22 protein-coding genes are annotated in these 22,650 nt (G+C 71.7%); 3 read left to right on the top strand and 19 right to left on the bottom strand.

The window, feature by feature from the left end; all coding sequences use genetic code 11:
- Positions 1-3 precede the first annotated feature (3 nt).
- The 3 genes from DEJ11_RS07580 to DEJ11_RS07570 all read right to left on the bottom strand — a co-directional run bounded on the left by DEJ11_RS07580 (position 4) and on the right by DEJ11_RS07570 (position 3,427).
- Positions 4-738, bottom strand: a complete 735-nt coding sequence (locus DEJ11_RS07580; protein ID WP_111023153.1) for a DsbA family oxidoreductase — start codon at positions 736-738, stop codon at positions 4-6.
- A gap of 128 nt (positions 739-866) precedes the next feature.
- The gene (locus DEJ11_RS07575) at positions 867-2,252 is read right to left on the bottom strand and encodes a glycine--tRNA ligase (RefSeq protein ID WP_071405363.1); all 1,386 of its coding nucleotides are present in this window, start codon (positions 2,250-2,252) and stop codon (positions 867-869) included.
- A gap of 107 nt (positions 2,253-2,359) precedes the next feature.
- A complete protein-coding gene (locus DEJ11_RS07570; RefSeq protein WP_111103556.1) occupies positions 2,360-3,427 on the bottom strand; it encodes an aminotransferase class V-fold PLP-dependent enzyme in 1,068 nt (355 codons plus the stop codon).
- Between the two features lie 70 nt (positions 3,428-3,497).
- On the opposite strand from DEJ11_RS07570, the gene DEJ11_RS07565 reads away from it, so the two are divergent.
- Positions 3,498-4,445 (top strand): LysR family transcriptional regulator, encoded by a 948-nt coding sequence (locus DEJ11_RS07565; protein ID WP_258375390.1) that lies wholly within the window; start codon positions 3,498-3,500, stop codon positions 4,443-4,445.
- Positions 4,446-4,504: 59 nt separating this feature from the next.
- On the opposite strand, the gene DEJ11_RS07560 is transcribed toward DEJ11_RS07565, so the two are convergent.
- From DEJ11_RS07560 to hrcA, 15 genes are all read right to left on the bottom strand, one after another.
- The gene (locus DEJ11_RS07560) at positions 4,505-5,302 is read right to left on the bottom strand and encodes an isoprenyl transferase (RefSeq protein WP_071251399.1); all 798 of its coding nucleotides are present in this window, start codon (positions 5,300-5,302) and stop codon (positions 4,505-4,507) included.
- Complete coding sequence (gene recO / locus DEJ11_RS07555; protein ID WP_027465318.1) at positions 5,299-6,153, bottom strand: DNA repair protein RecO; 855 nt, start codon at positions 6,151-6,153, stop codon at positions 5,299-5,301. The genes DEJ11_RS07560 and recO overlap by 4 nt, the downstream gene beginning before the upstream one ends.
- A gap of 210 nt (positions 6,154-6,363) precedes the next feature.
- Positions 6,364-8,139 (bottom strand): 2-isopropylmalate synthase, encoded by a 1,776-nt coding sequence (gene leuA / locus DEJ11_RS07550; RefSeq protein ID WP_071405366.1) that lies wholly within the window; start codon positions 8,137-8,139, stop codon positions 6,364-6,366.
- A 443-nt stretch (positions 8,140-8,582) separates the two neighbouring features.
- Positions 8,583-9,983, bottom strand: a complete 1,401-nt coding sequence (locus DEJ11_RS07545) for an ABC transporter permease (RefSeq protein ID WP_111031146.1) — start codon at positions 9,981-9,983, stop codon at positions 8,583-8,585.
- Positions 9,980-10,732, bottom strand: coding sequence for an ABC transporter ATP-binding protein (locus tag DEJ11_RS07540; RefSeq protein ID WP_111023148.1), 753 nt, complete (start codon positions 10,730-10,732; stop codon positions 9,980-9,982). The genes DEJ11_RS07545 and DEJ11_RS07540 overlap by 4 nt, the downstream gene beginning before the upstream one ends.
- Before the next feature lie 112 nt (positions 10,733-10,844).
- Positions 10,845-11,534 carry a response regulator gene (locus tag DEJ11_RS07535; RefSeq protein WP_035808237.1) on the bottom strand — a complete coding sequence of 230 codons (690 nt, stop codon included), beginning with the start codon at positions 11,532-11,534 and terminating at the stop codon, positions 10,845-10,847.
- Positions 11,531-12,769 carry a sensor histidine kinase gene (locus tag DEJ11_RS07530; protein WP_220038323.1) on the bottom strand — a complete coding sequence of 413 codons (1,239 nt, stop codon included), beginning with the start codon at positions 12,767-12,769 and terminating at the stop codon, positions 11,531-11,533. Before DEJ11_RS07530 ends, DEJ11_RS07535 begins: the two co-directional genes overlap by 4 nt.
- A 73-nt stretch (positions 12,770-12,842) precedes the next feature.
- Positions 12,843-13,781, bottom strand: coding sequence for a GTPase Era (gene era / locus DEJ11_RS07525; RefSeq protein WP_111023145.1), 939 nt, complete (start codon positions 13,779-13,781; stop codon positions 12,843-12,845).
- Positions 13,778-15,100, bottom strand: a complete 1,323-nt coding sequence (locus DEJ11_RS07520; protein ID WP_110864648.1) for a hemolysin family protein — start codon at positions 15,098-15,100, stop codon at positions 13,778-13,780. Before DEJ11_RS07520 ends, era begins: the two co-directional genes overlap by 4 nt.
- 3 nt (positions 15,101-15,103) lie before the next feature.
- Complete coding sequence (ybeY, locus tag DEJ11_RS07515) at positions 15,104-15,565, bottom strand: rRNA maturation RNase YbeY (protein ID WP_111103553.1); 462 nt, start codon at positions 15,563-15,565, stop codon at positions 15,104-15,106.
- Positions 15,562-16,704 carry a PhoH family protein gene (locus tag DEJ11_RS07510; RefSeq protein WP_111103552.1) on the bottom strand — a complete coding sequence of 381 codons (1,143 nt, stop codon included), beginning with the start codon at positions 16,702-16,704 and terminating at the stop codon, positions 15,562-15,564. The genes ybeY and DEJ11_RS07510 overlap by 4 nt, the downstream gene beginning before the upstream one ends.
- Positions 16,694-17,047, bottom strand: coding sequence for a histidine triad nucleotide-binding protein (locus DEJ11_RS07505; protein WP_071405706.1), 354 nt, complete (start codon positions 17,045-17,047; stop codon positions 16,694-16,696). The genes DEJ11_RS07510 and DEJ11_RS07505 overlap by 11 nt, the downstream gene beginning before the upstream one ends.
- A gap of 38 nt (positions 17,048-17,085) precedes the next feature.
- Positions 17,086-17,823, bottom strand: coding sequence for a 16S rRNA (uracil(1498)-N(3))-methyltransferase (locus DEJ11_RS07500; RefSeq protein ID WP_071405707.1), 738 nt, complete (start codon positions 17,821-17,823; stop codon positions 17,086-17,088).
- On the bottom strand, positions 17,823-18,935 hold the full coding sequence (gene dnaJ, locus DEJ11_RS07495) for a molecular chaperone DnaJ (protein WP_017886671.1): 1,113 nt from the start codon (positions 18,933-18,935) through the stop codon (positions 17,823-17,825). Before dnaJ ends, DEJ11_RS07500 begins: the two co-directional genes overlap by 1 nt.
- A gap of 33 nt (positions 18,936-18,968) precedes the next feature.
- Positions 18,969-19,988 (bottom strand): heat-inducible transcriptional repressor HrcA, encoded by a 1,020-nt coding sequence (gene hrcA / locus DEJ11_RS07490; RefSeq protein ID WP_027465308.1) that lies wholly within the window; start codon positions 19,986-19,988, stop codon positions 18,969-18,971.
- Between the two features lie 110 nt (positions 19,989-20,098).
- Here hrcA and DEJ11_RS07485 point away from each other — a divergent pair, with 110 nt between their 5' ends.
- Positions 20,099-20,572 (top strand): DUF4870 domain-containing protein, encoded by a 474-nt coding sequence (locus DEJ11_RS07485; protein WP_349775176.1) that lies wholly within the window; start codon positions 20,099-20,101, stop codon positions 20,570-20,572.
- Positions 20,573-20,614: 42 nt separating this feature from the next.
- Here DEJ11_RS07485 and hemW read toward each other — a convergent pair whose 3' ends face one another.
- Positions 20,615-21,868, bottom strand: a complete 1,254-nt coding sequence (gene hemW / locus DEJ11_RS07480; protein WP_111103568.1) for a radical SAM family heme chaperone HemW — start codon at positions 21,866-21,868, stop codon at positions 20,615-20,617.
- Between the two features lie 29 nt (positions 21,869-21,897).
- Here hemW and DEJ11_RS07475 point away from each other — a divergent pair, with 29 nt between their 5' ends.
- On the top strand, positions 21,898-22,590 hold the full coding sequence (locus DEJ11_RS07475) for an HAD family hydrolase (protein ID WP_181436827.1): 693 nt from the start codon (positions 21,898-21,900) through the stop codon (positions 22,588-22,590).
- The last annotated feature ends 60 nt before the right edge of the window (positions 22,591-22,650 follow it).

The raw sequence follows: 22,650 nt of genomic DNA, 5'->3' as shown, positions 1-22,650 counted from the left end.
CCGTCATCGGGTCACCGCCACGTCCGCGCTCGCGTCGTCCGCAGCGCGCTCGGCCGCCGAGGCGACCTCCTCCGGCGTGGTCTCGCGGAGCGCGACCACCTGGCGGAGCACCTGCTCGAACGCCGTGGGGTCCTGGGCGCCGGAGACGCCGTACTTGCCGTCGATCACGAAGAACGGCACGCCGTTGATCCCGTACGCCTGGGCCTGGGCCTGGTCGGCGCGGACCGCAGCGAGCTGGGCGTCGTCGCGCAGGGTGCTGAGGACCTCGTCGCGGTCGAGACCGATCTCCGCCGCCAGGTCGGCGAGCGAGGACTCCTGTCCGACGTGCTCGCCGCGCTCGAAGTAGGCGGTGAACAGACGCTCGACCATCTCGAGCTGCTTGCCGTGCTGCTTGGCGAGGTGGATGACCTGGTGGGCCTTCACGGTGTTGGTGTGGTGCATGGCCTCGAAGTCGTACTCCAGGCCGACGCCCGCGGCGATGGCGGTGACCTGGTCGAGCATCTGCTGCGCCTGGTCGACGGGCATGCCCTTGTGGCCCGAGAGGAACTCGGCCTCGGTCCCCTCGAAGTCGACGGGGGTGTCCGGGCTCAGCTCGAAGGAGTGGTACTCGACCTCGACGGGGCGGCCTTCGCTCGAGGCGCCGAACGCGGCGACGCCGGCCTCGAACTTGCGCTTGCCGATGTAGCACCAGGGGCAGGCGATGTCCGACCAGACATCGACCTTCACGGAGTCGTTCATGCTGACCCCAACGCGCTCGTGCGGCGCGCATTCCCGTCGCTGGCAGCAGAACACCGGTGTTCGCAGGTCGAACACCCGATTGCGGGTGTGCAACGCACGAACACCGGTGTCTTGCGGAACCGAAACCCCTACGCGCCGAGCAACCGCTGCGCCAGGTACCCCTGCAGCTGGTCGAGCGAGACGCGCTCCTGGCTCATGGTGTCGCGCTCGCGCACCGTGACGGCCTTGTCCTCGAGCGTGTCGAAGTCGACCGTGATGCAGAACGGCGTGCCGATCTCGTCGTGGCGACGGTAGCGACGGCCGATGGCACCGGCGTCGTCGAAGTCCACGTTCCAGTTCTTGCGCAGGTCGTCGGCCAGGCCGCGGGCGACGGGCGAGAGCTGCTCGTTGCGCGACAGCGGCAGGACGGCGGCCTTCACCGGGGCCAGGCGCGGGTCGAGGCGCAGGACGGTGCGCTTGTCGACGCCGCCCTTCGCGTTCGGCGCCTCGTCCTCGTGGTACGAGTCGAGCAGGAACGCCATGAGTGCACGGGTCAGACCGAACGACGGCTCGATGACGTACGGCACGTACTTCTCGTTGGCGGCCTGGTCGAAGAACCGGAGGTCCTGGCCGGACGCCTCGATGTGGTTGTTCAGGTCGAAGTCGGTGCGGTTCGCGACGCCCATCAGCTCCCCCCACTCCGAGCCGGTGAAGCCGAAGCGGTACTCGATGTCGGCGGTGGCGTCGGAGTAGTGCGCCCGCTCGCCGTCCGGCACGTCGAAGCGACGCAGGTTCTCGGGGTCGATGCCGAGGTCGGTGTAGAACGCGACCGAGTCGGCGATCCACTGCTCGTAGTGCTCCTGCGCCGAAGCCGGCGGCACGAAGTACTCGATCTCCATCTGCTCGAACTCGCGCGTGCGGAAGATGAAGTTGCCGGGCGTGATCTCGTTGCGGAACGCCTTGCCGACCTGGCCGATGCCGAACGGGGGCTTCATGCGGCTCGTCGTGACGACCTGCGCGAAGTCGACGAAGATGCCCTGGGCGGTCTCGGGGCGCAGGAAGTTCAGGCCCTCTTCCGACTCGACCGGGCCGAGGTAGGTCTTGAGCATCCCGGAGAACTCGCGGGGCTCGGTCCACTCGCCGCGGGTGCCGCAGTTCGGGCAGGCGATCTCGGCCATGCGGCCTTCGGGGTCGCGGCCCTTCTTGGCGACGAACGCCTCGATCAGGTGGTCCTCGCGGAACCGGTGGTGGCAGTGCAGGCACTCCACCAGCGGGTCGGTGAAGGTCGCGACGTGGCCGGAGGCCTCCCACACCTTGCGGGGCAGGATCACCGCGGAGTCGAGGCCGACCATGTCCCCGCGACCGCGGACGAACCGCTGCCACCACTGGCGCTTGATGTTCTCCTTGAGCTCCACGCCGAGGGGCCCGTAGTCCCATGCGGAGCGGGAGCCTCCGTAGATCTCACCCGACTGGAAGACGAAGCCGCGGCGCTTGGCCAGGGCGATGACGCTGTCGAGACGGGAGGGCTGTGCCAAAGGGTGCTCCAGAGGTCGCCGAGCTGGGTGCTCGGTGCGGAAACGGTCCGGGCAAGACTACCGGCGATCCTGGCCCGGGAGGCCCGCCCCGGATCCGCCCTCCACGCTCACCTCGCCGACGTGGTCGGCCCCACCCCGCCCAGCGCGGCCACGACGTCGGTCACGTCGGACTCGTCGTTCCACAGGTGGAACGCGATGCGCAGTCGCCCGGCACGCCCCGAGGCGGTGACGCCTGCGGCGGCGAGGGCACGGAGGGCCGCCCCGTCGGAGTCCGCGAACGTCACGATCGCCTGCCCGCCGCCCTGCCCGTCGCCCTGCCGAGGCGCCCCGAGGGCGTCGCACAGCCGATCCGCGAGACCGGTGGCGTGCCTCCAGACCGCCTGCTGGTCGAGCGCGACCGCGTGCTCGAGCGCGGCCACGGCACCGGGCCACGCCTGCCAGGCCGGCGAGACGTCGAAGCGACGCGCGTCGTCGGCCAGGTGCATGGCTGGGCCGTAGCAGGAGGACCACACGTCCGCTCCCGCGTACCAGCCGGCCTGCACGGGGCGGAGCCGGCCGAGGGCGGTGTCGGAGAGCGTCATGAAGGCGACGCCGCGCGGAGCGCAGAGCCACTTGTAGGTGTGCGTGAGCGTCACGTCGAACGGTGTGGCGTCGACGGGCAGGACGCCGGCGGCCTGCGTGAGGTCGCAGAGGGTCAGGGCGCCGACGCGTCGGGCGGCGGCCACGACCGGGTCGGGGTCGGTGACCACGCCGGTCGCGGACTGCACCGCGGACCACGCGACGAGGGCGGTGTGTGGCCCGACCGAGGCGGCGAGCCGGTCCAGCGGGACGCTCCGGACCCGGATGCCGCGGTGTGCCTGGGCGAGGAACGGGAAGACGACCGAGCTGAAGTCGCCGTCGGGGACGACCACCTCGGCGCCGTCCGGCAGCGCGTCGGCGACGACCGCGGCCATCACCGAGGTCTGCGAGCCCGTCGCGACGCGCTCCGCCGGGACGCCGACCAGCGCGGCGAAGAGCGCACGCCCCTGCTCGACCAGCGCGCCGTACCGGGCGGGCGACGTCTCGGCCCGGGACCACGCGTCGAGGTCGGCGCGCTGGGCAGCGAGGGTGCCGCGGGTCGGCAGGCCAGCGGTGCACGCCGCCAGGTAGCCGCGGCCGGCGGGGAAGGAGTCCATGCGGACAGCGTCCTGGTTCCCGAGCCATCACACCAGGGCCGATCCGTTGTGCCACCGATAACATCGGATGATGGACGAGATCGATCCCCAGTTGCTCCGGGTCCTCCGCGCCGTGGCCGACGGCGGGTCGATCACCCGCGCTGCCGCCGCACTCGGGTCGAGCCAGCCGGCCGTCAGCCAGCTGCTGGCCCGGGCCGAGCAGCGTCTCGGCCACGCGCTGGTGCTGCGCGGCGGACGGGGCGCGACCCTCACGCACGCGGGGCAGGTGCTCGCCGACCACGCCCTGCACGTGCAGGCCGCGCTGACCGCGGCGCGTGAGGACCTCGACGCGGTCGGCGGGCTCAGCCGCGGTCGGGTGCGACTCGCCGGGTTCCCGAGCGCGTCCTCCGCCCTCGTGCCCGCCGTGCTCGCCCGGATGGCGGCGACGGCGCCCGGCGTGACGACCTCGTACGTCGAGGTCGAGCCGCCCGAGGCACTCGACCTGCTGCGCGGTGGCGAGGTCGACGTCGCCCTCACCTTCACCTACGTCGGCGACGAGGTCGGGACCACCCCGGACCCGGGCCTCGTCACCCGGGCGCTCGGTCGCGACCCGCTCGCGCTGGTGACGCCGGTCGAGCCAGGAGGCTCTGAGCGACTCCGCACCGCCGGCTCCACCGTCGTGGACCTCGCGTCCCACCACGACGCCCGGTGGATCGGGGGCTGCCCGCGGTGCCGTGGGCACCTGCTCGCCTCGTGCGCGAGCGCGGGGTTCACGCCGGACATCGTGCTCGAGACGGACAACGCGGCCGCGGTGGTGGGACTCGTCGCCGCCGGGCTCGGGGTGGCGCTGCTCCCCCGGCTGGCACTCGCGACGACGGTCATCCCCGCCGGTGTCGCGATCGACCCCGTGGACGACGAGCTGGCCCGGCGTGTCGAGGTCGTCGTCGCCCGTGGTGCCGACCGGGTGCCGAGCGTCCGTGCGGCGCTCGACGCGGTGCGCTCCGCGGCCCACCTGCTCGAGGGGCCGCTGCCGGGCTGAGGGGCCGGGCTCGGGGGCTTGGGTTCGGGCTCGGGCTCGGGCTCGGGCTCGGGCTTGGGCTAGGCCGTCGGGGTGTCGACCGCGCCGCCGTAGCGTCGGTCGCGGCTGGCGTACTCCTCGATCGCGCCCCACAGGTCGGTGCGACGGAAGTCCGGCCAGAGCCGGTCGAGGAACACCATCTCGGCGTAGGCGGACTGCCACAGCAGGAAGTTGCTCGTGCGCTGCTCCCCCGAGCTCCGGAGGAACAGGTCGACGTCGGGCATCTCGGGCACGTACAGCCGCTTCGCCAGGGCCTTCTCGGTGACCTGGCTCGGCTTCAGGCGACCGGCTGCGACGTCCTCGGCCATGCCCCGCACGGCGTCGACGATCTCGTTCCGGCCGCCGTAGTTCACGCACATCGTCAGCGTGAGGACGTCGTTGCCCGCGGTCATCCGCTCGGCGGTCTCGAGCTCGTCGATGACGCTCCGCCACAGCCGCGGACGCCGGCCGGCCCACCGCACCTTGACGCCCCACTGGTGCAGCTGGTCACGGCGACGGCGGATGACGTCGCGGTTGAAGCCCATCAGGAACCGGACCTCTTCCGGGGAGCGCTTCCAGTTCTCCGTCGAGAACGCGTACGCCGACACGTGCCCGACGCCGATCTGGATCGCCCCGGCGACGACGTCGAGCAGTGAGGCCTCGCCCGCCTTGTGCCCCTCGATCCGGGTCAGGCCGCGGCCGTTCGCCCACCGACCGTTGCCGTCCATGACGATGGCCACGTGCTCCGGCACGAACCGGGCCGGGATCGCCGGGGGCGTCTCGCCGGTCCAGTCGATCGGGCGGAACGGTTCGACGTCGTCGGGGCGGCGGGGGCTCATGCGGTGGGGGCTCCTTCAACAGCGGGATCAGGGTCGGGCTCGGGCACGGCGGGTGCCGGGGTCGAGGCCACTGCACGTGCTGTCGCCTCGGGTCCGCCGTGGGTCTGCGGCACCGGCATCGGGTGTTCGGAGCGGTCGACGTGCGGCAGGGACCGGAGCGATCGTTCCAGGTGCCACTGGGCGTAGGCCGCGACCACGCCGGAGGCCCGCGAACGTGTCCGCTCGTCCGTGGCGTCGACCGTCGCCCAGTCGCCGGCGAGCAGGGAGCCGAGCACCCCGAGCGTCGCCGGGTCGAGCCGCGGGGTCCCCGGGGGTGCCGCACGGTCGGCGACGACACCACCGAGCTGCACCACGAACGCCGAGTGCGGGCCGGGCTCCCCCGTCACCGCACAGTCGCTGAACGAGGGCGCCCACCCCGCGATGCTCATCGCGCGGAGCAGGTACGAGTCGAGGGTCGCGCTGGACTGGTGCTCACCGCGCGACAACGAGCGCAGCGCCCCCACGAGCAACAGGTACTGCTGCAGCCCGGCGTCGGCCTCGCTCAGTCGGTCGGCAGTCTCGACCATGGCGCTGGCCGCGGTGTACGCGCCGTAGTCGGCGACGATCTGGGCCCCGTACGCACCGAGGGACTCCGCCTGGGTGACGATGTCGAGCGACCGGCCCTCGTAGAACTGGGCGTCCACGACCATGAACGGCTCGAGGCGGCTGCCGAACTTCGACGCCGTCCGCCGCACGCCCTTGGCCACGGCGCGGATCTTGCCGTGCTGCCGCGAGAGCATCGTGACGATGCGGTCGGCTTCACCGAGCTTGTGGGTGCGCAACACGACGCACTCGTCCCGGTACAGCGGCATGCCCCCAGTATCCCCCGCCCCGCCGACAGCCGCGTGCGGTGCGGGGCGGGGCTCGGGGGTACCGAGTGGAATCGGGCGTACCTGGTCGGAAGAAACGACCAGGTACGCCCGAATCGACCTGCCATCGCGCGTGACGGGGGAACGACCGGGCACAGACGGGAGGCGCAGTGCGGGACGGACCCGCACCGCGCCTCCAGGCCTGGTTGCGTCTCAGGCGGAGACGAGCTCCGGCGCGTCGGCGCCGGCCGCGGCACCCGCGCGCACCGCGCGGTTCACCGCGGACACGATCGCCTTGAGCGACGCCGTCGAGATGTCGGCGTCGATGCCGACGCCCCACAGACGCACGCCGTCGACGTCGAGCTCGACGTAGGACGCGGCCTTCGCGTCACCGGAGGCGCTCATCGTGTGCTCCGAGTAGTCGTACAGCGTGACCTGGACGCCCTGCTCGGCGAGCACCTTCAGGAACGCGTCGATGGGACCGGTGCCGACGGCCTCGGCCGTGACCGCACCTTCGTCGACCCGGAGCGCCACGGACAGCGAGGTCGTGCCCTCGAAGTCGCTCGACGTCGCCGTCTTGGTGAGCTCGTACCGGCCCCACTTCTCGTCGTCGATCGACGCGGGCAGGTACTCGTCCTGGAACACGTCCCAGATGCGCTGCGACGAGAACTCGCCACCCTCGGTGTCGGTGTGCCGCTGGACGACGCCGGAGAACTCGATCTGCAGCTTGCGGGGCAGGTCGAGGGCGTGGTCGGTCTTGAGCAGGTAGGCGACGCCGCCCTTGCCGGACTGCGAGTTGACACGGATGACGGCCTCGTACGACCGGCCGATGTCCTTCGGGTCGACGGGCAGGTACGGCACCGCCCACTCGATCTCGTCGATGTCCTTGCCCGCGGCGGCGGCCTTGGCCTTCATCGCCTCGAAGCCCTTGTTGATGGCGTCCTGGTGCGAGCCGCTGAACGCCGTGTACACGAGGTCGCCCGCCCACGGCTGGCGCTCGGGCACCGGCAGCTGGTTGCAGTACTCGACGGTGCGCTTCACCTGGTCGATGTCGGCGAACGAGATCTCCGGGTCGATCCCCTGCGTGAACAGGTTCATCCCGAGGGCGACCAGGTCCACGTTGCCGGTGCGCTCACCGTTGCCGAACAGGCAGCCCTCGATGCGGTCGGCACCGGCCATGTAGCCGAGCTCGGCGGCCGCCACTGCGGTGCCCCGGTCGTTGTGCGGGTGCAGCGACAGGATGACGTCCTCGCGGTGGGCGAGGCGGCGGGACATCCACTCGATCGAGTCGGCGTAGACGTTCGGCGTGGCCATCTCGACGGTGGCGGGCAGGTTGATGATGACCTTGCGCTCGGGCGTCGGCTCGAAGACCTCGAGGACGGCGTTGCAGATCTCCAGTGCGACCTCGAGCTCGGTGCCCGTGTAGGACTCCGGCGAGTACTCGTAGTAGATCGTCGTGTCGTGCTGCAGCGTGGCTTCGGCCGCCTTGCAGAGCTTCGCACCGGTGACCGCGATGTCCACCACGCCCTGCACGTCGGTGCGGAAGACGACCTCGCGCTGCACGATGCTCGTCGAGTTGTACAGGTGGACGATGGCCTGCTTCGCGCCGTCGATCGCCTCGTAGGTGCGCTGGATGAGGTGTTCGCGCGCCTGGGTCAGGACCTGGATGGTGACGTCGTCGGGGATCGCGCCCTCGTCGATCAGCGACCGGACGAAGTCGAAGTCGGTCTGCGAGGCGCTCGGGAACCCGACCTCGATCTCCTTGTAGCCCATCCGGACGAGGAGGTCGAACATCGCTCGCTTGCGCTCGGCGTCCATCGGGTCGATGAGGGCCTGGTTGCCGTCACGCAGGTCGACCGCACACCAGCGCGGTGCCTTGTCGATGCGCTTCGTGGGCCAGGTCCGGTCCGGCAGGTCGACGCTGATCTGCTCGTGGAACGGGACGTACTTGTGGATCGGCATCCCGGAGGGCTGCTGGGTGTTCTGCATCGTTCTTCGCTTTCGTCGCGTGTTCGTGAGCTGTTGTGGTGCGGCCACGACGGACTCCGCGACGAGGTGGGCCGGAGTGTCAGGCCTCGTCGCGGCAGCGAAGGAGGAGGAGTGCCGAGTACATCGAGACCCACGGTAGCACCGGAGCAGCGGGCTGGCGCAAGCGTGTGACGCGGGACTTCCCGGCACCGTCGAACGGGGCGCCGAGTGGGGTACCGGGTGCGGTGCCGAGTGGTCGCGACATGCCGCGGGCTGGTCGCCGAGTGGTCACGTTGTGTCGCCCGGCCCGCGTCTGGACGACGGTTCGTGACACCTCGGCGGACGTGGGCGGCGTGGTGGGGCCGGGCAGGGCACGTCGGCGCGACCACACGGCGGACGGGAGGCCCGGTGCCAGCTGGCACCGGGCCTCCCGTGTCGACGCATGGCGTGACCAGGGCGACGCGTCAGTCGACCGCGAGCGCCTCGGTCGGCGGGACGCGCATCGCGCGCCGCACCGGCGCGATGGTGGCGACGACCGCCAGGACCAGCGCGCCGATCACCACGATGCCGATGGTCAGCGGCGGCAGCACCGGTGCCACGGGCGTCCCGAGCGAGCCGAGCAGGGTCTGCCCGCCGACCCAGCCGTACAGCGTGCCGAGTGCGAGCCCCGCGACGACGGCCGCGACGACCATCTGCACGGCCTCGGTCACGATCATCCGTCGGACCTGCGCACCGGTCAGGCCGAGCACCCGAAGCAGCCCGAGTTCGCGTCGACGCTGGAGCACCCCGAGCGCCAGGGCGTTGACGACCCCGACGGCGGCGATCACGGCGGAGAACCCGACGATCACGCTGACGACGGCGTTGATCTGCACGAAGAGGTCCCGCTGCGCCTCGATCATCTCGGGGGTGGCGCTCCCGGCGCTCATGGCGCGCATCTCGGTCTCGAGCACGTGCTGCATGATGCCGAGCGCGACCGCGAAGGTGACGAGCAGGGTGACGCCGATGACGAGCCCGATGGTCGCCCGCGAGGACCGCCCCGGCGCCCGCATCGCGTTCCGTCCGGCGAGCAGGACGACGGGGTCGTGCGAGCCGATGCGGCCGATGAGCTGCAGCACGGGCGGCATCACGATCGTCGCCCCCACGGCGACCCCCGCGAAGGACACGAATCCGCCGAGCGCCGCCGGCAGGACCGCGACCGGGGACAGCGAGCTCACCGCGAGCCCGAGCAGCATGAGCACCGCGCCGCCGGCCATGAGCACGATCGACCAGACCTTGCGGGCCGTACCGGACCGGACGTCGTCGTGGCTCGGCTCGACGGACGACGACAGCGCTTCGAGCGGGGTGACGGTGAGCACGCGGCGCGACCCGGCAGCGAAGGCCCCCCAGGTGGCGAGGACGACGGCCACGACCGGCAGGACGAGCTCCCACGGCACGTACGTGTACTCGGCGTCGGGCAGGACCCCGTTGCCCCGCAGGACGATGACGAACAGGGCCGAGAGCGCGGTGCCCACGACGGCGCCGACGACCCCGCCGAGCACGCCGACGACCAGGCCCGTGCGGGTGATCCGCGCCCGCAGGGTCGCACCGGTCGCGCCGACCAGCCGCTGCAGGGCGATGATCCGGGTCTGTCCGGCGATCAGGGTGGCGCAGGTGTTCGCGGTGACGATCGCGCCGACGTAGAGCGCGATGCCGAGGAACAGCCACCCGACCACCGACAGGATCGCCTTGATCGGGCCGAGGTCGGCGACCCCGGCGGCTCGGAGCGCCTCGGTCACGATCCCCGGCGCGATGACGAGGGCGGAACCGAACGTGGTGCCGAGGGCGGCGACCAGGACGGTGGGGGCGAAGGAGCGGATGCCGTTCACGCTGCTGCCTCCATCCCGAGCATCGTCGTGGAGATCGCACCGGCATCCATCGCAGGGCGGTCGGCGACGATCCGGCCGTCGGCCAGGAACAGGATGCGGTCGGCGTTCGCGGCCGCCACCGGGTCGTGCGTGACCATGACGACGCTCTGGCCCCACTCCTGGACGGCGCCGCGGAGGATCGCGAGCACGTCGCGCCCCGTGCGGGAGTCGAGCGCGCCCGTCGGTTCGTCGGCGACGACCACCGCCGGCCGCGAAGCGAGTGCCCGTGCGATGGCGACGCGCTGCTGCTGCCCGCCGGAGAGCTGGTGCGGACGGTGGGTCAGCCGGTTGCCGAGCCCGAGCATCTCGACCAGCCGGTCGATCCAGGCGGTCTCCTCTCGCGAGGGCTTGTGCCCACCGAGCAGGAACGGCAGCCGGATGTTCTCGCTGACGTCCAGCGTCGGGACGAGGTTGAACGACTGGAACACGAAGCCCAGCCGACGACGACGCAGCTCGGTGAGGTCCTTGTCGCCCAGGGCCGTGATGTCGACGCCGTCGATCTGGATCCGACCGGTGGACACGGCGTCGAGGCCGGCCGCGACGTGCATGAGCGTCGACTTGCCGGACCCGGACGGGCCCATCACCGCGGTGAACTCCCCCGCGCCGATGTCGACGCTGACGTCGTCGAGCGCGGTCACACGTCGGGCGTCGTCGCCGTAGTGCTTGGACACGTGGTCGAGGCGGATGATCGGGGCGTGGCTCGTGGTCATGCATCCACGATGACGGTCAGCGGTCCTGTCCCGCGTCGCCCGGTCGGCTCCTGTGGATCGTCCGCTCGGCTCGGTTGCCTGTGGAGGGGTCATCCCCGCGGATGACCCGGCCTCAGTCGGCCTTGGTGACGAGCCCGTGTTCGTGGGCGAAGACGACGAGCCGCACCCGGTCGCGGAGTTCGAGCTTCGTCAGGACCCGCGAGATGTGCGTCTTCACGGTCGCCTCACTGACGTACTCGTGCTGGGCGATCTCGCTGTTGCTGAACCCCCGGGCGGCCAGGTCGAAGATCTCGCGCTCACGCGGGGTGAGGTCGGCGAAGGCCGCGGGGACGGCGGCGGCGCGGCCGACCGAGTCGTCGTACCGTCGCAGGAGCTCCCGCGTGGCCGACGCAGCGAACACCGCGGTGCCGGCGTGCACGGTCCGGACCGCCGCGAGCAGGAACTCGGGGTCGGCGTCCTTGAGCACGAACCCGCTCGCACCGGCGCGGATGGCCTTGGCGGCGGCCTCGTCGAAGTCGAACGTGGTCAGCACGAGGACCTTCGCACCGTCGGTGCCGGACTGCTCGACGATGTGACCGGTCGCCGTGATGCCGTCCATCACGGGCATCCGGACGTCCATCAGCACCACGTCGGGACGGGTCCGCCGGACGAGTTCGACGCCCTCGGCACCGTCGCCCGCCTCGCCGACGAACCGCAGGTCGGGCTGCGAGTCGATGAGCATCCGGATGCCGGTGCGGAACAGCGCCTGGTCGTCGACGAGGGCGACGCGGATCGAGTGCTCGTCGGTCGGGATCGTGGTCATCGGGTGCTGCGCTCCTGCTCGGTCGGGGTGATCCGGCCCCGGGGCATCTGCCCGCTGGCCGGGACGGTCGGCATCCGGACAGCGACCGCGAAGTCGTCCCCTCGGGCCCCGGCGGTCATGGTGCCGCCGGTCATCACGGCGCGCTCGCGCATGCCGACCAGGCCGTGGCCCGTGCCGGGGCCGCGGACACCATCGTCGGCACGTCGGTTCACGACCGCGATCTCGACCGTGTCCGGCCGGTAGGTCAGGGCGGCACGCACCGGGCTGCCGGGCTCTCCGTGCTTGTACGCGTTCGTCAGGCTCTCCTGCACGATCCGGTAGACCGCGAGTTGCGTGGTGGTGGGCAGCCCGGCGGGGTCGCCCTCGCGTTCGACGCGCACGTCGAGCCCGAGCTGCCGCATCTCGTCGACGAGCCGGTCGATGTCGTCGATCTCGGGCGTCGGCGCGGTCCCCTGCTCGTGCCGGAGCGCGCCGAGGAGTTCGCGCACGTCGCCGAGTGCGCGCCGGGCCGTGGCCGAGATGGTGCTGAGGGCCTGGTCGGCCACCGCTGGGTCGGCCTTCAGGGCGTACCGGGCGCCGTCGGACTGCGCGATGACCACCGCGAGCGAGTGCGCGACGATGTCGTGCATGTCGCGGGCGATCCGCACGCGCTCCTGCTCCACCGCGACGGCCCGGTCGGCCCGCGCGGCGTCACGCTCGGCCAGCAGCTGGGCCTCGCGACTCATGCTCGCCGAGCGACGGGTCCGGACCACGAGTCCGGCGAGCCACGGCAGGAGCAGGAGGAGCAGGACGACGGCGAAGAACGACAGGGTGACCTGCAGCGACTCCTGCAGCGGCGTCGAGGCGGTCTCGTAGGTGAGCCGGTTCTGGTAGTCGTCGAAGCCCATGTACGCCGCCGCCGCCACGGACCCGACGATCGCCGACACGAGCCCGGCCAGCCGCACACGGCGGCTGCCGTACGCGCTCGTCGTGTACATGACGCCGGCGATGAACGCGTTCGACACGTCCGGCACCTGCAGGGTGACCATCTCGAAGACCGCGAACACCCACGCAACGGCCAGGGCGAGCCCGGGTGACAGGCGCCGGAGTGCCAGGGCGCCGGTCATCCCGACGACGGTGACCACGGACAACGGCCCGTCGATCCCGCGCCCGCTGGCGACCAGCACGAGGCCGCCGAGCAGCACGGCGATCAGCAGGTCGGTGATGACCTGCGCGCGCAGCATGGGACGGAACACCCGTCCACGGTACGGCCGGCCGCTCGTCCCCGCGTCCCTCGCCCGGATGACCCGGGGTGCGAACGGCGGACGGTCAGAAGCCGAGGCGTCCGAGCTGCTTCGGGTCACGCTGCCACTCCTTGGCCACCTTCACGCGGATGTTCAGGTAGACGTGCCGGCCCCCGAGCAGCGACTCGATCTCGACGCGGGCCCGCGAACCGACGTCCTTCAGGCGCTCGCCCTTGTGTCCGATGACGATCGCCTTCTGGCTGTCCCGCTCGACGAACAGGTTCGCGAAGATGCGCAGGGGGCCGTCGGCGTCCTCGTCGGCGTCGGGCTCGACGATGTCCTCGATGACCACGGCGAGCGAGTGCGGCAGCTCGTCGCGGACGCCCTCGAGCGCGGCCTCGCGGATGAGCTCGCCGATGCGCTCCTCGTCGGTCTCCTCGGTCACCGCGCTCGAGTCGTACAGCTGCGGCGACTCGGGCAGCAGGCTCGTGACGACGCCGAGCAGGTCTTCGAGCTGCATGCCCCGGGTGCCCGAGGTCGGCACCACGGCGTCCCAGTCGCGGAGCTTCGAGACGGCCAGCAGCTGCTCACCGACGCGGTCCTTCGAGGCGCTGTCGATCTTGGTGACGATCGCGATCTTCTTGGCGCGCGGGTACTGGTCGAGCGTGTCGTTGATGAACCGGTCACCGGGACCGACGGGCTCGTTCGCCGGCACGCAGAACCCGATCACGTCGACGTCGCCGAGCGTGGACTGCACGAGGTCGTTGAGCCGTTCGCCGAGCAGGGTGCGCGGACGGTGGACGCCCGGGGTGTCGACGATGATGACCTGGCCGTCGGGCCGGTGCACGATCCCGCGGATGGCGCGCCGGGTGGTCTGCGGCTTCGAGGAGGTGATGGCGACCTTCTCGCCCACCAGGGCGTTGGTCAGCGTCGACTTGCCGACGTTCGGGCGGCCGACGAACGAGACGAAGCCCGCGCGGTAGGGCTTGTCCGAGCCGGCCTGGGTGGTGTCGGTGTCGGTCATGCGTGCGTGGTTCCCGTCGTGGTGGGTTCGGCGTCGTCGAAGGCGTCCTCGACGTCGGCCAGGGCATGGGTGCGCTCGGCGAGCACGGTGATGAGGTGGCGGCGCTTGCCCTCGACCCGGTCGGCGGTCAGGACGACCCCGGACACGGTGACGGTGTCGCCGGAGACCGCCAGGTGTCCGAGCTCCTTGGTGAGCAGGCCACCGGCGGTGTCGACGTCGTCGTCGTCGAGCTCGATGCCGAACAGGTCGCCGAGCTCGTCGATCGGCAGTCGGGCGGAGATCCGCCAGATGCCCGGTTCGACCTCGGTCCGGTCGACGACGGCGCGGTCGTACTCGTCGGAGATGTCGCCGACGAGTTCTTCGATGAGGTCCTCCATGGTCACGAGCCCGGCGACTCCGCCGTACTCGTCGACCACCAGCACCAGGTGGTTCTTGGCGACCTGCATGTGCCGCAGGGTGTCGTCGGCGTGTTTCGACTCCGGCACGAACTCGGCGGGCCGCAGCAGCCGGCTGACCCGCTCGCTGCGGGACGCCGGTCGTTCGTACAGCGACCGCGCGACGTCGCGCAGGTAGAGCACGCCCCGCACGTCGTCGCTGTCCTTGCCCGTCACCGGCATCCGGGACACTCCGGCGGCCAGGAACTGCTCCATGGCCGCGGCCAGCGTCTCTGCGCCGTCGACGGTGAGCATGTCCGTGCGGGGCACCATGACCTCGCGCACCAGGGTGTCGCTGAACTCGAACACCGAGTGGATGAGTTCGCGGTCCTCGTCCTCGAGCACGTTGCTCTCGGTGGCCTCGTCGACGAGCGAGAGCAGCTGCTCCTCGCTCGACACGGTGGAGGCGCTCCGGCCGCGGCCGGGGGTGACCCGGTCGCCGATCCGGACGAGCAGCCCGGCCAGCGGACCGAGCACGATGCGGACCCCACGGACGATGCCGCCGGTCGCACCGATCAGCCGCTCGGCGTGGGCGCGTCCGACGCTGCGCGGGCTCGACCCGACCAGGACGAACGACACCGCGGTCATGATCGCGGCGGAGAGCACGAGTGCGAGCCACCAGCTGTCGAAGGCGCGCACGAGGGCGATCGTCACGAGCACCGCGGCCGCGGTCTCGGCGAGGACGCGGAAGAAGTTCAGCGCGTTGACGTGCGCCCCCACGTCGTCCGCGATCGCCTCGATGGCGCGGCGGCGCTTGTTGCCCCTGGCGATCTCCTCGAGGTCGGCACGGGAGACCACCGAGAGCGCGGCGTCGCTCGCGGCGAGGAGCCCGCCGAGCACGACGAGCCCCAGCGCCACCGCGAGGAGTCCGGCGACGACGACCACCGGCTACCGCCCTCGGTGCTGGGCGGCGAAGGCGGTCAGGATCTCGCCCTGGATGCCGAACATCTCGGCCTTCTCGTCGGGCTCGGCGTGGTCGAAGCCGAGCAGGTGCAGGATGCCGTGGCAGGTGAGCAGCAGCATCTCGTCGGTGCTCGAGTGCCCGGCGGTCTTCGCCTGCTCCTCGGCCACCTGCGGGCAGAGCACGATGTCGCCCAGCAGCCCGGCCGGCGTGGGATCGTCCTCGGTGCCGGGACGCAGCTCGTCCATCGGGAAGCTCAGGACGTCCGTCGGTCCGGGCTCGTCCATCCACCGGACGTGCAGCTGCTCCATCGCACCCTCGTCGACCAGCACGATCGCGAGCTCGGCATCGGCGTGGACGTGCATCGCGTCCAGGGCGAACGCGGCGAGCCGCTGGATCGCGGCCTCGTTCACCTCGACGCCGGACTCGTTGTTGAGCTCGATGCTCACCGGGTGCCTCCTCGGGCGTCGTTCTGGGGGTACGGGGGTCGTGCGCGATCCTGCGGCGGGCGCCCCCGGCGTTCGGCGCGGTTCGCTCCGTCGGGGTTGCCGACCGGGGCGGTGCCACGGCCACCGGGACGCTGCCCGGCCTGCTCGGCGAGGCGCTCCTCGTCGTAGACGGTGTACGCGTCGACGATCCGGCCGACGAGGGTGTGACGGACCACGTCCTCGCTGCCGAGACGGGCGAAGTGGATGTCCTCGACCTGGTCGAGGATGCGGGTCACGAGCCGGAGACCGGAGACGTTGCCCGGCAGGTCGACCTGGGTGATGTCGCCCGTGATGACCATCTTCGAGCCGAACCCGAGGCGGGTCAGGAACATCTTCATCTGCTCGGGCGTGGTGTTCTGCGCCTCGTCGAGCACCACGAAGGAGTCGTTGAGCGTCCGGCCGCGCATGTACGCCAGCGGGGCGACCTCGACGGTGCCGGCCGCCAGGAGCTTCGGGACCAGCTCCGGGTCCATCATCTCGTTGAGCGCGTCGTACAGCGGGCGCAGGTACGGGTCGATCTTGTCGGTCAGCGTGCCCGGCAGGAAGCCGAGCCGCTCGCCGGCCTCGACCGCGGGACGGGTGAGGATGATCCGGTTGACCTCGCGCCGCTGCAGTGCCTGCACGGCCTTGGCCATCGCCAGGTACGTCTTGCCGGTACCGGCCGGACCGATGCCGAACGTGATGGTGTGCTCGTCGATCGCGTCGACGTAGGCACGCTGCCCGTCCGTCTTCGGCCGGACGGACTTGCCGCGGCTCGACACGATCGGGGTGCCGAAGGTGTCGGACGGCTTGCGGTCGTCGTCGAGGATCCGTGCCGACATCGGGATGTCGGCCGGGCCGATCTCCTGCCCGCGCCTGACCATGCCGACGAGCTCGTCGACGAGCGCCTTCGCGCGTGCGACGTCGCGCTCGGGCCCGGTCAGCGTGACCTCGTTGCCGCGGACGACGACCCGGACGCCCGGGTACTGGCGCTCGACCGTCTTGAGCAGACGGTCCTGGGGGCCGAGCAGCTGCACCATGGCGATGCCGTCGACCTCGAGCGAGACCGAGACGGGTTCGTCGTCGGCGGCGGTGGGCTGTACTGGTTCGTTAACCGGCAAGGGTGCCTTCCTGCAGTTCACCTGCGAGTACGTGCGCGTGCACGTGGAACACGGTCTGACCGGCGGCTTCGCCGGTGTTGAAGACGAGTCGGAACTGGCCGTCGGCGCGCTCGTCGGCGATGCGCTGCGCGGTGGCGACGACGTGGGCCAGCAGGCCGGGGTCGCCCGCTGCGAGTTCGCCGACGTTCGCGTACTGCTCGGTCTTGGGGACGACGAGCACGTGGACGGGAGCCTTCGGGGCGATGTCCTCGATCGCGATCACGCGGTCGTCCTCGGCGACGATGGTCGCCGGGATCTCGCGCGCGATGATCTTGGAGAAGACGCTGGGCGTGCTGCTGCTCATGGCTCCATCGTAGGACGCGCCCGACGGCCTGGTCCGGCTCACCAGCGGCCCAGTCGCGCCTGCAGGACAGCGAGTGCCGCCGGTCCGGCGGTGGACGTGCGGAGCACGCTGTCACCGAGTCGGACCCGCACGGCACCCGCGGCCTCGAGCCGGTCGAGCTCCGCGCCGTCGATGCCGCCTTCGGGACCGACGACGAGTGCGATGTCCTCGGCGTCCGTCGGGGGTTCCCAGGTGGCGAGTCGCACGGTCGCGGTCGGGTCGAGCAGGACGAGGGCGGTCCCCTCCCCGAGCGCGGACACGAGCTGTCCGGTCGTCACCAGCGGCGCGACGACGGGCACGCGCGGACGGATCGCCTGCTTCGCGGCCTCGTGCGCGATCGATGCCCACCGGGCACGGCCCTTCTCGACCTTCGCGCCGTCCCACCGGGAGACGCTGCGCGCGGCCGACCACGGCACGACCCGGTCGACGCCGATCTCGGTCGCCGCCTGCACCGCCATCTCGTCACGGCCGCCCTTCGCCAGGGCCTGCACGAGGGTCAGCGACGGGCGCGGTGCATCCTGGTGCTCGACGGTCTGGACCGCGAGCTCCAGCGTGTCCTTGCCGAGCGTGGTGACCGGCCCGGACACCACGGTGCCCCGACCGTCGGCGATCCGCAGGACCTCGCCGACCCGGACGCGCGCGACGGAGACCGCGTGCCGGCCCTCAGCGCCGTCGAGCGACACCGGGTCACCGACGGCGACGCCGTCCAGCGAGTCGACGAGGTACAGCGACGCCATCAGTGGTTGAAGAACCGGTCGCGGAGCTTGCCGAACATGCCCTGCTGGAACCGGGCGAGCTGCGGGGCGGTGGTCTTGTGCGACTTCGCGAGCTGCTCGACCAGCTGTCGTTCCTTGTGGGACAGCTTGGTCGGGGTGACGACCTGCACGCCGACCCGCAGGTCACCGCGGCCGTTCCCGCGCAGCTTCGTGATGCCGCGGTCCTTGATGACGAGGACGTCGGCGCTCTGCACGCCGGGCCGGATCTCGAGCTCGACCGGACCGTCGAGGCCGTCGATCGTGGTGGTCGTGCCGAGGACGGCGTCGGTCATGCCGACCTCGAGCGTCGCCAGCAGGTCGTCGCCGTCACGGCTGAAGACGTCGTCGTGGCGTACACGGATCTCGAGGTACAGGTCGCCGGACGGACCGCCGGCCGGACCGACCTCGCCCTGGCCGGGCATCTGCAGGCGCAGGCCGGAGTCGACGCCCGCGGGGACGTCCACCGGCACGGTGCGACGTGCGCGGACGCGGCCCTGACCCTGGCAGGTCGGGCAGGGGCTCGGGATGACGGTGCCGTACCCGCGGCAGGTGCCGCACGGGGCGCTCGTCACCACGTTGCCCAGGAGCGAACGGACCTGGCGCTGGATGTGCCCGGAGCCGCCGCAGATGTCGCACGTGCGCGGGCTGGTGCCCGGTGCGCAGCAGGAGCCGTGACAGGTCTCGCACAGCACCGCCGTGTCGACCTCGACGTCCTTGTGGGTGCCGAAGACGACCTCGTCGAGGTCGACCTCGATGCGGAGCAGGGCGTCCTGGCCGCGCTCGGCACGGCTGCGCGGGCCCGAGCCACGGCCGCCGCCACCGCCACCGCCGAAGAAGGCGTCGAAGATGTCGCTGAAGCCGCCGGCGCCACCGCCGAAGGGGCTGTCGGCCTGCGGGCCGGCGTCGTACCGGCGCCGCTGCTCGGGATCGCTCAGCACGTCGTACGCGTGCGTCACGTCCTTGAAGCGCTCGGCGGCGTCGGGTGCCGGGTTCACGTCCGGGTGGAGCTCACGCGCCAGGCGGCGGTAGGCCTTCTTGATGTCGGCATCGGAGGCGTCTCGCTGGACGCCGAGGACGTCGTAGTGGTCTGCCACGTATCCCTCAGTCGGTTGGGTTCGGTCGGTTGGTCAGTGTTCGCCCAGGAGCTTGGACAGGTAGCGGGCGACGGCGCGGACGGCCGCCATGTTCGTGCCGTAGTCCATGCGGGTCGGTCCGAGGACGCCCAGGCGGGCCACCTCGCCACCGGCCAGGTAGCCGCCGGCGACGATGCTCGTGGCGTCGAGCCCGTACTCGGCGTTCTCGACGCCGATGCTGGCCGCCACCGCGATGTCGTCCACCTGCATCTCCCCGAACAACCGGAGCAGGGTGACTTGTTCCTCGATCGCTTCGAGCACCGGGAAGAGGCCGCCGGAGAAGTCCTGCTCGCTCTTCGCCAGGTTGGCCGCACCGGCCATCAGCAGGCGGTCCTGCCGGTTCGCCGCGACCTGCTCGATGAGCGTGGCGACGACGACCCCGCCGAGCGTCTGGGCGTCGGGGCGGAGCTGCTGTGGGACGGCTCGGAGCGCGGTCGGGACGTCCTGCAGCAGGAGCCCCACCGTCGCGCCGTTCACCACGGTGCGGAGTTCGCCCAGCGAGTCTTCGTCGAGCGGGACGTCGGTCTCGACCACGCGCTGTTCGACGCGGGCGGTGTCGGTGATGAGCACCACCATCAACCGGGCGTCACCGAGCCGGACGAGCTCGACGTGCTGCACCCGGGCGCGCACCATCGAGGGGTACTGCACCAGGGCGACCTGGTTGGTGAGCTGGCTGAGCAGCCGGACGGTGCGCCCGAGGACCTCGTCGAGGTCGTTCGGGGCACCGAGGAAGGTCTCGATGGCGTGCCGTTGCGCGCTCGAGAGCGGACGGGCACCCGCCAGGTGGTCCACGAAGACGCGGTACCCCTTGTCGGTCGGCACCCGGCCGGACGAGGTGTGCGGTGCGGCGATCAACTGCTCGTCCTCGAGCAGGGCCATGTCGTTGCGGATCGTCGCGGCGCTGACCCCGAAGGCGTGCCGCTCGACGATGGTCTTCGACCCGACGGGTTCACGCGACGCCACGTAGTCGCGCACGATGGCCTTGAGGACCTCGAGGCTGCGTTCACTGACCACGAGCGCCTCCTTTCCCGATCGACCTGGCACTCGGACGTGTCGACTGCTGATCCTACGCCCGACCGCTGACGGCCCGGGACTTCCGGGCGGTCGGCCGATACGCTTCCGCCATGACCTACGGACAGCAGCCCGACGGCCCCGGACCCGAGCAGCCCGGCGGCCCGTACGGCCACGGCCCCGGTGGCCCCCAGCAGCCCGGCGGGCCCCAGTACCCCGGCGGGCCGCAGTACCCCGCCGGCTACACCCCACCCCAGCCGATGAGCCCGGAAGACCAGCGCCTGTGGGCCACGCTGACGCACATCGGCGGCATCTTCTTCAACTTCATCGCACCGCTCGTCGCCTACCTGGTCCTCCGCGACCGCGGTGGCTTCGTCCGCGAGCACACCCGCGTCGCGCTGAACTTCCACATCACGATGGGCATCGCCTACGTGGTCGGTTCGCTCACGTCGGTGTTCGGCGTCGGGGTCCTGATCGTGCTGGCAGCCGGCATCGTGTCGTTGATCTTCAGCATCATGGCTGCGGTCGCCGCGAACCAGGGCCAGTTCTACCGCTACCCGCTCTCGATCGAGTTCATCAAGCAGTAGCGGCAGCGGCAAGCAGTGCGCAGCAAGCAGTGCGCACGCCCCTCAGTCGAGCAGCTCCCGCACCACCGCGTCGGCGAGCAGGCGACCCTGCAGGGTCAGGTCGATCCGTCCCCGCACCGCGGCCGACCCGTCCACGAGTCCGCGTGCGATGAGCCCGGCGACCCGGCCACGGGCCTCCTGGCGGATCTCGCTCGTCGCGAGCTCCCCCCGGACCCGCGCCGCCAGCAGCAGGCGCTCGACGTACCGCGTCTCGTCGTCGATGGTCTCGCGGCCGGCGGCCGGCGACTCCCCCGACAGCACCCGGTTCGCGTACGCGGCCGGGTGCTTGACGTTCCACCAGCGCGTGCCGGCGACGGCGGAGTGCGCGCCGGGGCCGACGCCCCACCAGTCGTGGCCCTTCCAGTAGGACAGGTTGTGTCGACTCGCGTGCGCGTCGCCGCGCGCCCAGTTCGACACCTCGTACCAGGAGTAGCCGGCGTCGCCGAGCACCTGGTCGGCGAGCTCGTACATGTCGGCGGCCAGGTCGTCGTCGGGGGCGGGGAGCTCGCCGCGGGCGACCATGCGACCCATCGCGGTGCCGTCCTCGACGATGAGCGAGTACGCCGACACGTGGTCGGGCTCGCAGGCGATCGCGGCGTCGAGCGAGGTCCGCCAGTCGGTGAGGGACTCCCCCGGCGTCGAGTAGATGAGGTCGAGCGAGACGTCGAGTCCCTGCTGCTTCGCGAGGTCGACGACGACGGGGACCCGGAGCGGGTCGTGCGTGCGGTCGAGCGTGGCGAGCACGTGCGGCACGGCGGACTGCATGCCGTAGCTGATCCGGTTGAAGCCGCCGGCCCGCAGGGTCTCGAGCGACGCCGCGTCGACCGAGTCCGGGTTCGCCTCGGTGGTGACCTCTGCCCCGGGCAGGATGCCCCAGGTGTCGTCGATCGCACGGAGGATCATCGCGAGGTCGGACGCCGGCAGCATGGTCGGGGTGCCGCCGCCGAAGAAGACGGTCGACACCGGTCGCCGCGGCACACCGGAACGGTCGAGCACGGTCGCGGCCCACTCGATCTCGCGCACGGCGTGCCCGGCGTAGTCGTCGCGACGGACGCCGCGGAGCTCCGACGCCGTGTAGGTGTTGAAGTCGCAGTAGCCGCAGCGCACGCGGCAGAACGGCACGTGCACGTACACGCCGAAGGGGACGTCACCGGCGGCGGGAGCAGCCCCCGGCCCGGCGGCGGAGCCCGCTGCCGCCCACGGGGTGATCAGGCCGTCCGCTGGTGCTGGATCGGCGATCGGGAGAGCACTCGGCATGGAGTCCATTGTCCGTCATGATGGGAGCCATGGAGCACCATCCCGTCCCCACCACGGTCCTGTGGGACATCGACGGCACCCTCGTGATGAACGCGTCGTCCCCGGGCAACCTCTACCACCTCGCCCTCGAGCGGGCGGTGGGCCGCGACCTCACCCTGCGGGTCGGGCACCAGCACGGTCGGACCGACGCCGGGCTCATCGCCGAGCACGTGCGCGCCCACGCGTTCGAGGACACCCTGATCCCCTCGGTCAGCCGGCACCTGCACGACCTGACCGCCGAACGGCACGCCTCCGGCGACCACCGCAGCCCCGTCCCCGGGGCGAAGGCGCTCCTGACCCGCTTCGCCGAACTCGGGTGGCGCAACGGCCTGCTCACCGGCAACTCCGAGTACCGCGCCCGGGTGAAGCTCACCGGCGCCGGGTTCGACGCCGACGTCTTCGACTGGGAGCACTCGTACTTCGGGGACACCGAGGTCGAGCGGGCCGGGGTCACCCTGCGCGCCGCCGCGGAACTGGTCGGCACCCGGGCGGTCATCGTCGGCGACACCCCGCGCGACGGCGAGGCCGCGGACGCCGCGGGCATCCCCTTCCTGGCCGTGGCAACGGGTGTCTACGACGTCGATGCGCTGCGGCACACGAACGCCGTGACCGTCGCGCGCGACTGCCAGCAGGACGCCGCCCTCATCGAGGACGCGATCGCCGCGCTCCCACCGCTCCGCTGAGGAGCGAGAGCGAGCGGCCGCCAGCGACCGCGAGCGACCGCCAGCGACCGCCAGCGACCG

Origin of the sequence: Curtobacterium sp. MCLR17_058, from assembly GCF_003234705.2 — a bacterium.
GTDB classification, from domain to species: domain Bacteria; phylum Actinomycetota; class Actinomycetes; order Actinomycetales; family Microbacteriaceae; genus Curtobacterium; species Curtobacterium flaccumfaciens.
The sequence above is the reverse complement of the archived record's forward strand: the minus strand, read 5'-3'. Positions and strand labels throughout refer to the sequence as shown.

Coding starts and splice junctions, on each gene's coding strand:
- DEJ11_RS07580 (WP_111023153.1), bottom strand. CDS start 738: ATGAACGACTCCGTGAAGGTCGATGTCTGGTCGGACATCGCCTGCCCC.
- DEJ11_RS07570 (WP_111103556.1), bottom strand. CDS start 3,427: ATGGACTCCTTCCCCGCCGGCCGCGGCTACCTGGCGGCGTGCACCGCT.
- DEJ11_RS07565 (WP_258375390.1), top strand. CDS start 3,498: ATGGACGAGATCGATCCCCAGTTGCTCCGGGTCCTCCGCGCCGTGGCC.
- DEJ11_RS07560 (WP_071251399.1), bottom strand. CDS start 5,302: ATGAGCCCCCGCCGCCCCGACGACGTCGAACCGTTCCGCCCGATCGAC.
- recO (WP_027465318.1), bottom strand. CDS start 6,153: ATGCCGCTGTACCGGGACGAGTGCGTCGTGTTGCGCACCCACAAGCTC.
- leuA (WP_071405366.1), bottom strand. CDS start 8,139: ATGCAGAACACCCAGCAGCCCTCCGGGATGCCGATCCACAAGTACGTC.
- DEJ11_RS07540 (WP_111023148.1), bottom strand. CDS start 10,732: ATGACCACGAGCCACGCCCCGATCATCCGCCTCGACCACGTGTCCAAG.
- DEJ11_RS07535 (WP_035808237.1), bottom strand. CDS start 11,534: ATGACCACGATCCCGACCGACGAGCACTCGATCCGCGTCGCCCTCGTC.
- era (WP_111023145.1), bottom strand. CDS start 13,781: ATGACCGACACCGACACCACCCAGGCCGGCTCGGACAAGCCCTACCGC.
- DEJ11_RS07505 (WP_071405706.1), bottom strand. CDS start 17,047: ATGAGCAGCAGCACGCCCAGCGTCTTCTCCAAGATCATCGCGCGCGAG.
- DEJ11_RS07500 (WP_071405707.1), bottom strand. CDS start 17,823: ATGGCGTCGCTGTACCTCGTCGACTCGCTGGACGGCGTCGCCGTCGGT.
- DEJ11_RS07485 (WP_349775176.1), top strand. CDS start 20,099: ATGACCTACGGACAGCAGCCCGACGGCCCCGGACCCGAGCAGCCCGGC.
- hemW (WP_111103568.1), bottom strand. CDS start 21,868: ATGCCGAGTGCTCTCCCGATCGCCGATCCAGCACCAGCGGACGGCCTG.
- DEJ11_RS07475 (WP_181436827.1), top strand. CDS start 21,898: ATGGAGCACCATCCCGTCCCCACCACGGTCCTGTGGGACATCGACGGC.